Annotated in this window: 17 protein-coding genes and 1 pseudogene; 4 read left to right on the forward strand and 14 right to left on the reverse strand. The window is 35.6% G+C overall.

Annotated features, from left to right (window positions below; genetic code table 11):
• Positions 1-75 precede the first annotated feature (75 nt).
• Positions 76-1,737, forward strand: a complete 1,662-nt coding sequence (locus BM350_RS19650; protein WP_090913714.1) for a M4 family metallopeptidase — start codon at positions 76-78, stop codon at positions 1,735-1,737.
• Positions 1,738-1,945: 208 nt separating this feature from the next.
• Here BM350_RS19650 and BM350_RS19655 read toward each other — a convergent pair whose 3' ends face one another.
• The gene (locus BM350_RS19655; RefSeq protein WP_090913571.1) at positions 1,946-3,169 is read right to left on the reverse strand and encodes a phospholipase D-like domain-containing protein; all 1,224 of its coding nucleotides are present in this window, start codon (positions 3,167-3,169) and stop codon (positions 1,946-1,948) included.
• 337 nt (positions 3,170-3,506) lie between these two features.
• Between BM350_RS19655 and BM350_RS19660 the strand changes: the two genes are divergently transcribed.
• Positions 3,507-3,707: a DUF1657 domain-containing protein gene (locus tag BM350_RS19660; protein ID WP_003198197.1), complete on the forward strand. Its 201-nt coding sequence runs from the start codon at positions 3,507-3,509 to the stop codon at positions 3,705-3,707.
• A gap of 200 nt (positions 3,708-3,907) precedes the next feature.
• On the opposite strand, the gene BM350_RS19665 is transcribed toward BM350_RS19660, so the two are convergent.
• The 5 genes from BM350_RS19665 to BM350_RS27055 all read right to left on the reverse strand — a co-directional run bounded on the left by BM350_RS19665 (position 3,908) and on the right by BM350_RS27055 (position 5,636).
• On the reverse strand, positions 3,908-4,114 hold the full coding sequence (locus BM350_RS19665) for a hypothetical protein (protein WP_090913569.1): 207 nt from the start codon (positions 4,112-4,114) through the stop codon (positions 3,908-3,910).
• A 48-nt stretch (positions 4,115-4,162) separates the two neighbouring features.
• On the reverse strand, positions 4,163-4,588 hold the full coding sequence (locus tag BM350_RS19670) for an NUDIX hydrolase (protein WP_348272212.1): 426 nt from the start codon (positions 4,586-4,588) through the stop codon (positions 4,163-4,165).
• 250 nt (positions 4,589-4,838) lie between these two features.
• Positions 4,839-5,162 (reverse strand): hypothetical protein, encoded by a 324-nt coding sequence (locus BM350_RS19675; RefSeq protein WP_090913565.1) that lies wholly within the window; start codon positions 5,160-5,162, stop codon positions 4,839-4,841.
• Positions 5,159-5,365 carry a helix-turn-helix transcriptional regulator gene (locus BM350_RS19680; protein WP_090913563.1) on the reverse strand — a complete coding sequence of 69 codons (207 nt, stop codon included), beginning with the start codon at positions 5,363-5,365 and terminating at the stop codon, positions 5,159-5,161. Before BM350_RS19680 ends, BM350_RS19675 begins: the two co-directional genes overlap by 4 nt.
• A 133-nt stretch (positions 5,366-5,498) precedes the next feature.
• Positions 5,499-5,636: a hypothetical protein gene (locus BM350_RS27055; protein ID WP_170857741.1), complete on the reverse strand. Its 138-nt coding sequence runs from the start codon at positions 5,634-5,636 to the stop codon at positions 5,499-5,501.
• 140 nt (positions 5,637-5,776) lie between these two features.
• Between BM350_RS27055 and fabZ the strand changes: the two are divergent.
• Positions 5,777-6,214: pseudogene (gene fabZ, locus BM350_RS19685) on the forward strand (3-hydroxyacyl-ACP dehydratase FabZ).
• Positions 6,215-6,413: 199 nt separating this feature from the next.
• Here fabZ and BM350_RS19690 read toward each other — a convergent pair.
• From BM350_RS19690 to BM350_RS19700, 3 genes are all read right to left on the reverse strand, one after another.
• A complete protein-coding gene (locus BM350_RS19690) occupies positions 6,414-6,674 on the reverse strand; it encodes a YuzF family protein (protein ID WP_090913561.1) in 261 nt (86 codons plus the stop codon).
• 149 nt (positions 6,675-6,823) lie between these two features.
• Positions 6,824-7,480 carry a bacillithiol biosynthesis deacetylase BshB2 gene (gene bshB2 / locus BM350_RS19695; protein ID WP_090913559.1) on the reverse strand — a complete coding sequence of 219 codons (657 nt, stop codon included), beginning with the start codon at positions 7,478-7,480 and terminating at the stop codon, positions 6,824-6,826.
• A 12-nt stretch (positions 7,481-7,492) separates the two neighbouring features.
• The gene (locus BM350_RS19700) at positions 7,493-7,843 is read right to left on the reverse strand and encodes a YojF family protein (RefSeq protein WP_090913557.1); all 351 of its coding nucleotides are present in this window, start codon (positions 7,841-7,843) and stop codon (positions 7,493-7,495) included.
• Between the two features lie 252 nt (positions 7,844-8,095).
• Between BM350_RS19700 and BM350_RS19705 the strand changes: the two genes are divergently transcribed.
• Complete coding sequence (locus BM350_RS19705; RefSeq protein ID WP_090913555.1) at positions 8,096-9,421, forward strand: ArsB/NhaD family transporter; 1,326 nt, start codon at positions 8,096-8,098, stop codon at positions 9,419-9,421.
• 35 nt (positions 9,422-9,456) lie between these two features.
• Here the strand turns inward: BM350_RS19705 and BM350_RS19710 are convergent, their stop codons facing one another.
• The 5 genes from BM350_RS19710 to BM350_RS19730 form a co-directional block, all read right to left on the reverse strand.
• A complete protein-coding gene (locus BM350_RS19710) occupies positions 9,457-9,684 on the reverse strand; it encodes a hypothetical protein (protein WP_090913553.1) in 228 nt (75 codons plus the stop codon).
• A gap of 14 nt (positions 9,685-9,698) precedes the next feature.
• Positions 9,699-10,958, reverse strand: a complete 1,260-nt coding sequence (gene ilvA / locus BM350_RS19715) for a threonine ammonia-lyase IlvA (protein WP_090913552.1) — start codon at positions 10,956-10,958, stop codon at positions 9,699-9,701.
• Between the two features lie 201 nt (positions 10,959-11,159).
• On the reverse strand, positions 11,160-12,365 hold the full coding sequence (locus tag BM350_RS19720; protein ID WP_090913713.1) for a multidrug effflux MFS transporter: 1,206 nt from the start codon (positions 12,363-12,365) through the stop codon (positions 11,160-11,162).
• Between the two features lie 326 nt (positions 12,366-12,691).
• Complete coding sequence (locus tag BM350_RS19725; RefSeq protein WP_090913711.1) at positions 12,692-14,140, reverse strand: M36 family metallopeptidase; 1,449 nt, start codon at positions 14,138-14,140, stop codon at positions 12,692-12,694.
• A 352-nt stretch (positions 14,141-14,492) separates the two neighbouring features.
• Positions 14,493-15,401 (reverse strand): VanW family protein, encoded by a 909-nt coding sequence (locus BM350_RS19730; RefSeq protein ID WP_090913550.1) that lies wholly within the window; start codon positions 15,399-15,401, stop codon positions 14,493-14,495.
• Positions 15,402-16,087: the final 686 nt, after the last annotated feature.

Below are 16,087 nucleotides of genomic sequence, written 5' to 3' on the forward strand. Positions count from 1 at the left end.
AGTATTTTAATAATAGAAATTTAATGTTACTATAAATCTACTCTTTTAAAAATTTTTGTTAGGGGGCAAAAAATGATGAAGAAAAAGAGTTTAGCGTTTGTGTTAGCAGCGGGAATGGCAGTGACAACGTTCGGGGGGACAAGCTCTGCGTTTGCAGATTCAAAGAATGTACTCTCTACAAAGAAATACAATGAGACTGTCCAGTCTCCAGAGTTTGTAGCAGGTGATTTAACAAGTGCGTCTGGGAAAAAAGCAGAATCGGTTGTATTTGATTATTTAAACGCTGCGAAAAAAGATTATAAACTAGGCGAAAAAAGTGCAGAAGAATCTTTTAAAGTACAAAAGGTTGTAAAAGATCCTGTAGGAGAAGCAACAGTTGTCCGTTTACAGCAAATGTATGAAGGTGTGCCGGTATGGGGTTCTACTCAAGTAGCTCATATTGGGAAAGACGGTGTATTAAAAGTTGTATCAGGAACTGTTGCACCTGATTTAGATAAGAAAGAGAAGCTAAAAAATAAAAATAAAATTGACGGAAAACAAGCAATTGCAACTGCACAAAAAGATTTGGGGCTGAATCCAAAATATGAAGTAGAGCCGTCGGCGGACTTATTTGTATATCAAAATGGTGAGGAAACAATATACGCATATGTTGTGAAACTAAATTTCTTAGATCCAGAGCCAGGAAACTATTATTATTTCATTGAAGCTGATAATGGGAAAGTACTAAATAAATACAATACAATTCATAATGCTAATACTGAGAATAATGCACCGATTCAACCTGTAACAGGAACAAATAAAGTGGGAACAGGTAAAGGGGTATTAGGCGATACAAAATCTATTAATACAACATTATCTCGATCTAGTTATTATTTACAAGATAATACACACGGTGCAACAATTTACACATATGATGCAAAGAATCGTACTACACTTCCAGGAACTTTATGGGCAGATACAGATAACATCTTTAATGCTACCCGTGATGCAGCAGCAGTGGATGCACATTATTATGCAGGTGTAACATATGATTATTATAAGAAAACGTTTAACCGCAACTCTTATAACGATGCTGGTGCACCGTTAAAATCTACAGTTCATTATGGAAGAAATTATAACAATGCTTTCTGGAATGGATCCCAAATGGTGTATGGTGATGGTGATGGATATACATTTATTCCATTTTCCGGAGGAATTGATGTTGTCGGACATGAGTTAACGCATGCCGTTACAGAATATAGTTCAAACCTGATTTATCAAAATGAGTCTGGTGCATTAAATGAGGCATTTTCTGATATCTTTGGAACATTAATCGAATACGCTGATAACCGCAATCCAGATTGGGAAGTTGGTGAAGATATTTATACACCTGGTACAGCTGGAGATGCGCTTCGCTCAATGAGCGATCCAACAAAGTATGATGACCCAGATCATTATTCTAAACGTTATACTGGAACGAGCGATAATGGCGGCGTTCATACAAATAGCGGTATTATCAATAAAGCTGCTTACTTGTTGGCAAATGGCGGTACACATTACGGTGTAACCGTAAATGGTATTGGCAAAGATAAAGTAGGTGCAATTTACTATCGTGCAAATACAGTATACTTAACTGAATCTGCAACTTTTAGTCAAGCGCGCGCTGGATTGGTACAAGCAGCAGCTGATTTATACGGCGCAAACTCTGCAGAAGTGGCAGCCGTGAAGCAGTCATATGATGCAGTTGGTGTAAAATAGATTTCACTCCCCTTTATATAGTGAAAGAGGCTGTCCCAAAAATGAAACTTTTGGGACAGCCTCTTTCATCTCTAAGTACAAATTTAATGATACCAAGATTCTCACTTAATAGAAAATCCACAAGCTAAACCTCTTCGCTTGTGTCAGTAATTTAATTTATTCTAATAAAATGCAGTTTACTACTCCTTAATATAAAAATACTTTGTTTTCACAAATAATACTCAAACATTTTTGCAACCTTTTCCTTCATTTTTTCTTTTATAGATAATTGATTGACGTCAGAGGATGTTACTCGCTTTGAATTTTGTAAGTCTGCATTAATGACTGGCTTTATTTTCGAAATATAGACAGGGTCATGGATATAACAGTTCATTTCTTCATTTAAATGAAACGAGCGCGAATCAAAATTCACGGTCCCGACCATCAATACTTTTTCATCAATCAAAAATACTTTACCGTGTAACACTCCCTTTTTATAACCATATACTTCTATTCCCTGTTTTAATGCTTTTCGGATATATGGATACGCTGCTTCTTTAACTAACAGTGCATCCGAATGAGGTGAGAACAGAATTTTGACACGGACTCCCCTCTTTCTTGCATCTACTAATGCATTCCAAATAGTTCTGTCTTTTGGTATAAAATAAGGTGTTAATATAATGATGGACTCTTTTGCTTGTTTAAACAGCATTGCATAATCTTGCCCAAGTTTTTCTCCGCTATAATATGCAGTAAATCGATGCGAGGTTGCTCCCTTTTCCTTTATCGCACTGTGTATCGGAATCGGTTTCTCTGAGTTTTTCTTCCAGTCTAACACAAATTGGTGTTCTAGATCTTGAACTCCTTCTCCTCGTATTTGAAGGTGATAATCTCTCCAGTAACCAAGTTTTTCTTTTTCTCCCAAATACTTCTTCCCAATGTTAAATCCGCCAATGTACCCAATCTTTCCGTCAATAATTGAAATACGACGATGATTCCGATGGTCCAAAGAAGAAAGATAAGGGAAAGCAGGCTTATTGTAATACGTAAAATGCACTCCTTTTTTAACTAATAATTCTCTTTCCTTTTTCTTTAGTAAAATTCCACCTAGCCTGTCCACTGCATAGTATACTTCTACACCTTCCTGACTTTTTTGCCTCAATAACTCTAGAAACTGATGACTTACTTTATCATCAGCAATAGAGAAAAAGTTAATATGCACGTAATGTTTTGCATTCTTTATATCTGAGAATAATTGATTGTTTAACTCTTTCCCGTCTGTATACATAGTAATATCACTTTGACGAATAGGGTATTGGCTAGGCTGCTGGCCAAATCTTCCACTTTTTTCAGCTGCTGTTCTGTCAATTTCATCCCAAACAAGCAAAACAAAACATAGGCCGATAAATACAAAGAGGAGTACCAGGAAAGTTTTTCCTATCTTTTTCAACATATTTAATCTCCTTTATATATTATCGTTTTCTTTCTGTTAGTTTTTGTTATCGGGACAAAACTATTCCATATCCATCCATGAAGTTAATCTTTATCGTAGAATATATAAATAAATTACGTTCTTACATGGTAGATTTTTCTTATGAATATTCTATTCACATTAAGTTAACATAACACCACTTAACGGTATTCCATGTAGCTATTAGCTAAAAAAATCCTCCTTCGAATAATTAACTGTAAAATTTCTCATTCACATAACCCTAAAATTGGAAATCGTACTATGATAACAAAATAGGCATTCTATATTTTGAAGTACATTTACAAGGAGGAAATACTACATGACAGTAAGCACTAAACTTAAACAAACTATCGCTGGATTAAAGAGTGCTCAAGCATGCCTAGAAGGATTTGTTCTTGATACTGATAACCAGCAAGCAAAACAATTATATAAAGGTGCAGCACAACAAACTCAAGAAATTATTGAATCTTTAAATCCTCGTCTTCAGCAAATTGAACAAGAAGAGCCTCAGTACAAGTAATAACATAATACCTTTCACATAGAATATCGTCCACATGGAAGAGTGTTCAGCTTAGATAACGATTATCAAAATGATGATTACAACTAAAAGGTCTCACCACATCACTATCAAGAAAAGAAAAGCAAGTATCCCAAAACAAAAAAACGTACATTTTCATCTGAAGATGTACATTTTTTCGTTTTGGGTGTGTTATAAAATTCTTAAGTTGATGGATGTGGATTTAAAAGTAAACGTAAAGTAATTCTAAAATATACAATATATTTTTGTGTCATAATATACGCCATAATTGACGGGGAAGCGATACTTTTAGGAAAGACAGAAACTGGCATATTGGCTGTTACAATCGGCGTGGATATCTCATCTAATTCACACTTACGACAAGCGTATACATAAATACTAATTTTCACTATGTATCCTACCTAATCTGTTATCAATAATAAAACCTTCTCTTGATTTTATCGGATACCTTCAAATGCATAAAAAGCCTGTATGTTATCCTTGTCACAATTCATTTTTAACATCTCAAATAAAGACGGCATGAATTCTTTTATGGTTTCACTATTTGCCCATCTAACTTCAACAATATCATGATCTGGATCATTAATGTTTATTTCACCATCAATAATCTTTGCATAGAAAGTAATGATTAAAGCATGATGACCTCGTTCTTCAAAGAGCATTTCCCTAACAGAATGTAATCTATCCACAGCAATATTGAATCCTGTTTCCTCTTTTACTTCGCGAATTACAGCTTGTTCTAAAGTCTCATTTCCCTCAACTGCCCCTCCAGGAAGACCCCAATAAAAAGAATCACCCTTTATGTTTTTAACGATTAATATATTTTCATTATTATCATAAATTAAAGCTGAAACTACATTCACTCTTTTCAAAAACAATTCCCCCTATTTAAAGCATATTCAAAAGTATTCATATGTGGGCATTTAAAGAAAATACAACCCTCTAAATCTCCACTTTAAAATACTTTTCCTTGCATTTACTCTTTTTAAATGTTTATCCTTTGTTTAAATATTAATCCATAACTTATCTGGGTACAGCGAAGTAACATAACCAATATGAGTTACCCCTTTTATAATTTTTTTGTTTGTTCATTCCTTCTTACTCCACAATAAACTATATTCTTTTGTCGTAATATTTTACAGCAAAATACTCTACTATATTCCGTGACATTATAAACAAAGATATAATAAGAAAAATATTGGATAATGTAACTTTAATGTTTAAGTCAACCACTGTTCCAAGAAAAAAGCCTAACAAAACTAACAACGAAATTGAGTTATAGAATTTGATAGTAACGTTATTCACTTTAATTAAAATTAATTTCCATCTTTCATCATTTTTGTAAGATATTTTCATTTCCCTTCTTGTACGATCGTTTTTCCATATGAAAAATCCTAAAATAATCACTACAGCTAAACCAAAGAAATTAATAGTCATTGTTCTTCCTCCTCAAATAAAAATACATCTACTATACTTACATCAAATGATTTTGCTATTTTAAATGCAAGTTCAAGAGAAGGCGTGTATTTATATTTTTCTATTGATATTACAGCTTGTCTTGAAATACCAACTTTTTCTGCCAAGGTTTCCTGTGTCCAATTTCTTTCTGCTCTTAAAATCTTAATTCGATTTTTGATCAAAAATAAAAACCTCCAATGTAATCACTTGCTTACATTTATTGTAATCCTAAAATTACTTTTTGTAAACAAGTGATTACATTTATTTGTTTTCGATTTCTGTTCTGGTTATCCTACTAACTTGTCGATATCCGGACTATTGTCTTTTTTTGATTTCTTCATTGCGCGCTATGACAGAAACCTTGTGACTATGCTTTATACAAAGTAAAAAATTTGTTAATTTCTTTTCAGATACATAGGTACCAATAGCTGTAATTCTTGCTTTTGACCTCATTTGTTTGTCCCCCTTTACTATTATTATCCTCAGTATTATGATCTAATATTAGTATCAGATTCTAATATATATATCAATTATTAAAGATGAAAATAATGGTAATTAAATGACACTTGTGAAAGCATAAAGGAGAGGGATTTATGTTCAATACTCAACAAATTAAAGAAATCATTCCACATCGTTACCCGTTTCTATTAGTTAATCGCATTCTTGAAATAGAGGAAGGAAAACGCACAGTTGGAATTAAAAATGTTACTGCTAATGAAGAATTCTTTAATGGTCACTTTTCAGATTACCCAGTAATGCCGGGTGTTCTAATTGTAGAATCGTTGGCACAAGTAAGTACTGTTATTATGTTAATGAAAGATGAAAATCGAGGAAAGATTGGGTTGTTTGCTGGTATTGATTGTTGTCGCTTCAAGAAACAAGTTCACCCTGGAGATTAATTACGTTTAGAAGTAAAAATAACAAGAGTTCGTGGCTTAATCGCAAAAGCAAATGCTCTTGCTACAGTAGATGGAGAAATCGCTTGTGAAGCAGAAGTTACATTCGCTCTTTACAACACTAAGAAAGCCTAAAGATTCATTATAATCTTTATCTTCTTTTCTATAGAATTTACTCTTTTTCTCTTACACAAAAAATCACCTCTTAAGATAGCGATATCTCACGAGGTGATTCTTATCAAACTTTTTTATAAACCTACAATACATCACAATCAACTTCCTGGTTATTACCATCATTACAAATGTATAAAAGATAAAGATTATTTCATCCCCATTATCCTTCTGGCGTGATCCAAACAATTTGTTGCATCCGAATAAAGAACGGTGTATCTTCTTCTTCAATCACAATATGGTCTGGTTTAACGGCCCTTAACATGCCCTGCAAGCTGCCGCGCATTGTATCGACAACAACATTTTTCCCAACAATCATTTGTAACGTTTGCACAACATACGGATCCACACTAGAAATTACTTCTCCGCTTAACTGATAACCATTTCGAAACTCTCCGTACACATCTTCTTTTGAATAATCCATTATTATCCCCCTCTTTCTACAATTCGTTTGTATTGTATGAAAGGAATTAGCTAGATGTGCCTATGTAAAAAAGAAACGAGATGCCATCATTTTCAGCATCTCGTTATGTTTCATAAGCTAGAAGGTTTGCTGGTTCTAGTTTATGATTTTCATTTATACGTCCAAAATTGCTCAATTTGCAACCGTTTTGTCGTCGCTGGGTCCTGCTTTTTCAGCTTTGCTTCCATTTCTTCTAACATCGCTTCTGTTTGCGAACGATGCGCACGAAGCGCCTCTAATTTTTGCGGTAATACATTGCTTATATCATTAACTACATCTGGCTTTCCTAGTACTTCCTCACGATTTTTCGTGATAGCTACCGCATGAATAACTGGACGTTCTTCTTTTGGCATACGTTCTACTGCACGAACAGCTGCGCGTCCAAATGCATTGTGATCTGGATGTACACCGTGCTCTGGGTAGAATGTGATGATTAAGGAAGGATTCACATCACGAATCACTTCTTCAATTTTATCTGCTACAAAATCAACGTCTTCAAACTCTAATGTTTTATCATGGAAGCCAAGTAAGCGTAAATCTTCAATTCCCATCGCTTGGCAAGCTTCTTCTAATTCCCGTTTTCGAATGCTCGGAATCGTTTCGCGATTCGCAAATACGTTTTTCCCCATGTTACGCCCCATTTGCCCAAGTGTTCCACAAGCATACGTAACAGGAACTCCATTATTTCGATATTGACGAATTGTTCCTCCCGCCGCAAACGATTCATCATCTGGGTGCGGAAATACTACAAGTACATGTCTTTCCATAATCTCCACTCCTTATGCAAATGGCGTTAAACTTAATTGCAGCGCAACTGCTAAACGCCCTTTTTCATCATGACCTGCTAATAAAAGACGATTTTTCTCATCTTTTTCCCAATGTGTCACACCTTCTGCATATACCCAGCCGTGCTCCATTTTTAAACCTATGCGATATGGATTCGTCCCTGTAATCTTACCGCGTTCAAAACGAATCACTGCGTTACGGATGAACGCCCCAACTGTCATTGCTTTTTCATTTACATGTGAAGCATATGCACCGTTTGTCGTCTCTAAATGAAGATATACATCGTGATTTAGAAAACGTTCAATTTCGTTTTGTACGACAGAAGTATCTGTAATTATTTCCATCGGATTTCACCTCTTTTAACCAGTTTACGAAAAAATAATGTAAATTGCTATCTCTTATAATAGAGGACAATGATTACTTTGCATACTTTTTTGCTTTTCATTTTTTATATTTAATACGGTATGTGAAATTACTTATCTTTTTTCATTTCTTTCTATATGCGAATTTGCTACAATAAAATTTATGCAGAGGGCTACATTTCGACATTTTTATACACAACTATGTATAGGATACTTAAAAAGAAGGTGAACACATTGAATCATTCAGCACATGAAGTTGCAAACTGGCAATACTATTTTGCCATTGCTGTATTTTTAATTACATACGGCTTTATTATCTCTGAAAAAATTAATCGTGCTGTCATTGCTTTACTTGGCGCTGCCATTATGGTGATTATGGGAATTGTAGACTTACATACTGCCTTTACTACACATATTCAATGGGAAACGATCACTCTGTTAATAGGAATGATGATTCTCGTACATATTACAAGTCAATCTGGTATCTTTGAATATGTGGCAATTAAAGCTGCAAAAGCAGCCGGCGGAAAGCCAATTCGAATTTTACTGCTTCTATCCCTCTTAACCGCAGTTGGTTCTGCCTTTTTAGACAATGTAACAACGGTTTTATTAGTTGTACCTGTTACATTATCAATTACACGTATTTTGAAGGTACCTCCTGTTCCGTTTTTAATTTCTGAAGTATTATTTTCTAATCTCGGCGGAACAGCAACGCTTATTGGCGATCCTCCAAACATTATGATTGGATCTGCAAATAAGCATCTTGATTTTAATGCATTTTTGCTGAATTTAGCACCGATCGTTGCTATAATTTCTGCCGTTACATTACTTATTATATATATCATGTATCGTAACAAATTAAAAACAACAGACGAACAAATTCAGAAACTGATGTCTTTAAATGAAACTGATTATATTCGCGATCGCAGCTTACTCGTTAAGTCTTTATCCATTTTAGGACTAACAATACTTGGATTCATTTTTCATTCTATTATTCATGTTGATGCTGCCGTTATCGCTCTACTTGGCGCTGTTCTTTTAATGTTAATTGGTGTAAAAGAGCATGAAATAGAAAATGTATTTGCGCATATTGAATGGGTAACGATTTTCTTCTTTGCAGGTTTATTCGTTCTCGTCGGCGCGCTTGTTGATATCGGGCTTATTTCCTCACTTGCTAAAAAAGTATTAGACATAACAAATGGGGATATCGGCTATGCATCTATCTTAATTTTATGGGTATCCGGGGCAGCTTCTGCCACAATTGATAACATTCCGTTTGTCGCAACGATGATTCCGCTTATTCAAAACTTAGCAAGCGGACTTGGACTTGGGGCAGATTCTCCGCAAATTGAAGTATTATGGTGGGCATTATCACTTGGAGCTTGCTTAGGAGGAAACGGTACGCTAATTGGTGCTTCTGCCAACGTCGTTGTAGCAGGTATTGCCAAACGTGAAGGATGCGGGTTTTCGTACATGGATTTCTTAAAAATTGGGTTACCATTAACAATTGTTGCACTACTTTTATCACATGCATATATTTATTTACGTTATTTAATGTAAAAAGGTTTGCGGCATGAGCTGCAAACCTTTCTTTTTCACCAAAAAATACCAATAATTGCAAGACCACCTAAAATGATACCGCCAACTTTGCCAACCATTGTTGGTGTCCATTCAATTCCCTTTTTCATTTGTACAACTGGTCTTTCATGCCGCAGTTGCTGCACTTCTGCTTGCAGTTGATGAATGGAACCATGCAACTCTTTCACAAGCTCCTTTAGTTCTACTATTTCTTCTTCAGCTGACTTCTTTTTTTCTAAATTCATTTTCAATACCCCTTTTAAATCAATAGATTAAATAATGTTGGATTGTGATTGATTTCCATATAACGTACACCTTGTTCTTCCATTCTTCTAATAAGAGGCTCATAATCTTCTTTTTTCTGCAGTTCAATTCCAACTAGTGCCGGGCCATTATCTTTATTATTCTTCTTCGTATACTCAAAACGAGTAATATCATCATGAGGTCCGAGCACGTTATCTAAAAACTCACGCAGGGCACGTGGTCGCTGTGGAAAATTAATAATAAAATAATGCTTCAGCCCCTCATAAATTAATGATCTTTCCTTTGTTTCCTGCATCCGATCAATGTCGTTATTGCCGCCGCTCACGATACAAACAACTGTCTTTCCGCGAATTTCGTCTCGGTATAAATCAAGCGCTGCAATCGGCAATGCACCAGATGGCTCTGCAACAATCGCATTTTTATTATAAAGTTCAAGTAGTGTTGTGCACACTTTTCCCTCTGGCACAGCAATAATATCATCTAGTACGCGTTTACAAATTTCATATGTAAGATAACCAACTTGTTTAACTGCTGTTCCGTCCACAAACGAGTCAATATGTGGAAGCGTGACAACCTCTCCTCGTGCAAACGCCTCTTTCATCGAAGCAGCACCTGCTGGTTCCACCCCAACAATTTTCGTTAAAGGACTAATCCCTTTTATGTATGTTCCAACTCCTGCTGCTAAGCCTCCTCCGCCAATTCCCATAAACATGTAATCAATCGTACAATCCGTATCATGTAAAATTTCTACACCAATCGTCCCTTGTCCTGCAATGACATGGGGATCATCAAACGGATGAATAAATGTTAACCCATATTCTTCGCAGTATTTCACAGCTTGCTCATAAGAGCTGTCAAATGTATCTCCTTGCAACATTACCTCTACGCAATCCCCTCCAAAAAAGCGTACTTGTGATACTTTTTGACTTGGTGTTGTATTTGGCATAAAAATCTTAGCTGGAATCTGTAATTTATGGCATGTATAAGCTACGCCTTGTGCATGATTACCAGCGCTAGCGCAGACAATTCCTTTTTCCAAATCTTCCATCGGTAAACTACTAATACCGTTATAGGCACCTCGTATTTTAAAAGAACGAACAACTTGTAAGTCCTCTCGTTTTAAATATACGTTACATTGATATTTCTCAGATAAAATTGAATCGCGCTCTAAAGATGTATTTCGAATTACGTCTTTTAACGTATTATACGCAACGAGAATATCTTCAATTTTGATCATTTCTTTTACATGTTTCATATCTTTGACCGCCTCACTGTTGGATTTAAAAAGTTTTGCTTTACATTATACAGAATAATCTAAATTTTTAAAATGATGTTTAAATAAAAAATGAACCAACATATTCACTATGTTGATTCATCCTTTCATGATGGCGTTTCCACTTTAGTATAATTGCTCTTTGACATGTACAAAATTTATTCTTTTTATCTCATTATTGTATTAAAGTTTTTCAATACTTTTCCGTCTCGTTAAAATAATGAAGCTAAGCATCGCACCGATATGACAACAAACAATTGTTATTCCCATCGGTACAGCTGTATGCTCTCCTTGAATCCCAACTAAAGGTGCTACCACAGCGCCAGAGATAAAAGGTAACAGTCCTAATAAAGCTGCGGCACTTCCTGCTGCTTTTTGCTGATTTTCCATCGCTAACGTAAATCCAGTCGTCCCAACAATCCCGACGCTAGAAACAATCATAAAGAAGCAGATTAACACCCCTATTAAAGAAGGTGCCAATAAAATAAGAAGAAGAAGAGTTATGCCTCCAAACAATGCTAAAAGAAGTCCCGTTACTAATAGAGTACGTTCATTCATTCTTCCTGCCAAACGCCCTGTAACTTGCGATGCAATAATGATACCAAAACCGTTAATCGCAAAAAATAAACTATATAATTGCGGCGAAGCACCAAAAATATTTTGAATCACAAACGGTGACCCTGAAATATACGCAAACATCGCTGCTGTAATAAATCCTTGCGAAAGTGCATATCCCATAAATACACGATCTTTTAATAAGCGTTTATAATGAGATAGGCTCTCTCCCCATCCACCTGCGGTTCTTTTTTCTTCGTGCAATGTTTCTGGCATGATAAAAATAACACTTAATAACATAAGTCCACTTAATATACCTAATACAATGAATACCCAGTGCCAAGAAGCAAAGCTTAAAATTTGTCCCCCAATAATAGGTGCGAAGATTGGAGCAGCTCCGTTTACTAACATTAAAGTAGAAAAGAATTTCGTAAGCTCTGATCCTGTGTATAAATCTCTCACAATCGCACGCGAAAGTACAATCCCCGCCGAACCAGCTGCACCTTGAATAAAACGTAATACAATTAGTACCCATACAGACGGTGTTAGCGCACATAAGAATGACATAGCCGCATAAATAACAAGGCCAATTACAATCGGTTTTTTCCTTCCTTGGCGATCACTCCATGCGCCGACCCATAATTGACCTAACGCAATTCCTAACAAACATGCAGTTAAACTTAACTGCGTAAGTGCACTTGTCGCATGCAAATCGTCTGTTAAAGCCGGAAAAGCCGGAAGATACATATCAATAGAAAGTGGCCCAATTGCAGATAAACTTCCGAGAATGATAGCTAAAATGATTCGTTTATCTTTTGCAACTTGTACTTTCATTTGTAATTCTGTTTGCAATCATATAACCTCCCTTTTTCTCCCGCATTAGCGTGCAGAATGAAGCAAACTCCCATTACTAGAAGCTTCATTTTATTATGTTTCAAATTACATATATCCTTTTCACCTGCATCACTTCACAAGAATATAGAATAACAAACCAGATGTAACTATTTTAGTTACATTTATGTTTATTGTCAATAAATTTACCCGATATTTTTCTAATTCAAACATATATAAAAGGATATCAACAGATGTCGATATCCTCTTACCTTCTAGATTTTCAGCTCAATTCCCTTTACATTTTGTATTTTCTCACTATTATCTTTCTAGTTTGTACTAATGCCTCGCGCTTCCCAAATACGATCAATTTCTGCACCGTGCGCTCCTCCATAAAGAAGGGCATCCGCTTGCTTAATTGCTCTCGCACCGTCACGGAACGTAGCATTAGGAGTAAGAGACCAATGCGATTGTAAAATAATTTTTGTCGCAATATCCCGTCCAAAAGCCTGCGCCATATCATACTCACCTTGCGACCATATTTCGCCGTCATCATGAACTTCATTTACAATATCTTTCGGGTACACTTTGTTGTTATCTAATCTACGAAGGCAAGTTGGATTCGTATTGGAATAAGAAGTCGAATCCCATTCTCCAATACACGCTTTTCCATAACCTGTATCTGATACAGCATCTTCATAAGTAGCTCCTAAGAAATCTCCAAAGCCTTCTCCCATTGCTCCGCCTTCCGAAGAATTCCCAAATCCAGGAACTTGATTATCTTGAATAGAATGACCATATTCATGAGCAATCACCCCTGCATCTTCTGCATCATCAACTCCGCCAGAACCGAATGTCAGTGCCTGAGTCGACGGAGAATAAAAAGAATTATCTGCTGTAGATGTATTTACATTTGCTTTAATAGAACGGTTGTTAATATTATTAAGCCCAAGTTGCTGTATATATCGTTGCAAAGTATCGATGTGATAATATGCCATAACATCTTCAAATCTATCATTTGAACGTGTGTAATTATATTGAAGAGATGCGGAATATGTTTTCACTTTTGATGAAATTGTTACATACTCACCAGCCAAATATCCTGATCCATTCAGCCCTTTTAAAGTAACTGTTTTCAATTGATTATTTAAAGCAGTTGAGTCTACATCATTATTATCTGCTAATCCAGCTAAACCTCCACTTGTTACTACAGGGTTTGGTAGAAACACTTTCCCTTGTCCTTCTGCTTTTCGGTTTAAATCTTTTTTCTTAAGTAATTTTCCATTTTCCGCATCAATAAATGTTTCCCAAGCACCAAGTGGCTTTTGAGAATGGATGACAACCCGATACACTGGAATTGCGATACCTTCTTCGATTATATATCCGAACTCACGCGTAGTCGGAGCCCATAAACTTGTATCTTCTGCTTCAATATACTGAGTCGATTTACCTTCTGCTTCCTTTTCACTCAGCTTTTGCTTAATTTGTTTGACACTCTGTACAGGAAGGTAATCTGAAACTGCTAGTCCACCTTGTCCTTCTTTATTCAGCGTAACCGTTACTTGTCTAGAAAATACAGGAGCTCCATTTACTGTTTGTTGAAATCTAACATAAGATGCCACCTGTGTATCTGTCGTAGAAACATATTGCAAGTCTGACAAATCCGACTTCAAAGCATACTGCGCAGCATTCGTTTTTAAATATTCGGTTGCCTGTACTTGAGGCGAAACCGCCTGTACCTTTACTTGTGTTTCCTCTACTGCCGAAGCAGTGGACATAATACCAAAAACCAAAGGAATTGCAGTTGCAACCGCGACAACTTTTTTCAACAAAACTATCACTCCCCCAATTTTAAAATTATTTCGAACGTACGAATAATTCTATAGGAGATAATATTTTACCTTTCTATTTTATACAAACCTAACAAATGAAAGATTTTCTCAATAATTTCGTAGAAAAAGAGAATATTTCAAAATCTATCATTCATAATACATAGACATAATATTTTATTAAAACTTAAAAGAACAAAAAGGTGCTTACACAAGAAGCACCTTTTTTGTATTCATCATAATTCAGCTATTTATTTCCATTCACTTCTTTTAACAAGTTTCCTAAAAAGAGTAAAATAACCTATACAGCATGTACCTCTGCGATTAATTTCTGACCATCTATGAACATGACAAGCTTCACTGGGTTATCGCTTGCATTCTCGAATACTAAATCTAAATACGGATATGCAATCGTCGCATCTCTGCCTTTAGGCACATAACCTACTTCTTTAGAGTGGGTTGATCTCTCTACCATTTTTAATCCAGCTTGATCTGCAGCGTTAAACAATGTCGAAGAAGTTTGGCATACACCTCCGCCGTATCCATCAACTAATTTACCATCTACTATCTCTTTCCCTAACTGATAACCTTTATCAGGTGTAGTATCTCCAACTAAAGAATTAAAGGAAAATCTATCTCCCTTGCCTAATACAACCCCATTGACAGTGTTTGAAGACAAACGGATATTTTCTATTCTACCACCAGTAGAACCTCCTAAATTTGTTTCAAATCTCCCTATTACTGTTCCATTGCCTCTTCCAGCTTCTGCTGTTGCTACAGGCTTCTTCTCTACAATTGGCAACTGATAAGAAGAATCCCACATTCCGGCATTCATCAACTTGTCTATTAACTCTTTTTCCATTAATTCGTAAGAAGGCTTTCCTTCTACCCATGTACCATCACTCTTCATACGAGAAGGAACCATCTTTGTATCTACACTCTTTGCAATCTCGCTAACAACCTTAGCAACCTCTTTTTTAAATGTCTTTTCATCTTCGAAATAACCTAAACTTGCTAAGTCTATATTTTTCACTTCTTTTCCAGTTCTACCATCTACTAAACTTATACTTTTATTTACCTCTGCTTTTGCTTCTACAGCATGATCCCCCGCCCCGCTTACTAACGCAACTTCGCTGACTTTCCCACTGCATCCGCTAACTACACTTAAGCATAATGTACCTAATACTAAACTTTGAAACTTACGCAACAATTTACTCTCTCCTTCTATTCTCTATCTTTTTTTCCATTTCAAACAATTCTATGTATGTATAATTACATTACTTCTTAATATAAATTTTATGTATTACTCTATAAATACAAATTAAAAAATCGGCATAAAAGCCCTCTTTCTTTTTAGGCGGGCGAGAGCATCTGGCCATGCATAGAAGCGATCAAGGCCCTTTCCTGCCACATGCAAGGTTTTTTAAAAAAGGAGCAAGCAAGTAGCGGTCATGTTGTATTCTGCATAGTAGCGACTTACAAAGAAAAGCGGAGCCGACTGTTTAGGACCGTTGACTAAGGGTGCTTTCACACAGAAGGTGTTTTTTACCTTCTTGTATGGAAGGTTCTTAGACATGCGGGGCCTAGGAGGCATAGCTAGACAAAGATGTTAAAAAATTAAAGTGGATATATATAGAATATTTCTCCATATTTTAAATTACTCTTTTCTTTCATAAAAGTCTACATATATTTCCTTAAAAATTTCTTAACTCTGCTAAAAATTTAACCAACCTTTTCCATCCATTATATACCAAAGTATACAATGAGACAATTTTTATACAACCGATATTTTATTATACCAATATTACGTAAAAATGTAATGAATAATGATTCTAAAAAAACGAGATATTCTATACATATGTGTTCGCCCTGTCAATCATTCACAATTACACATAT

Source organism: Bacillus sp. 103mf (assembly GCF_900116295.1).
GTDB classification, from domain to species: Bacteria; Bacillota; Bacilli; order Bacillales; family Bacillaceae_G; genus Bacillus_A; species Bacillus_A bruguierae.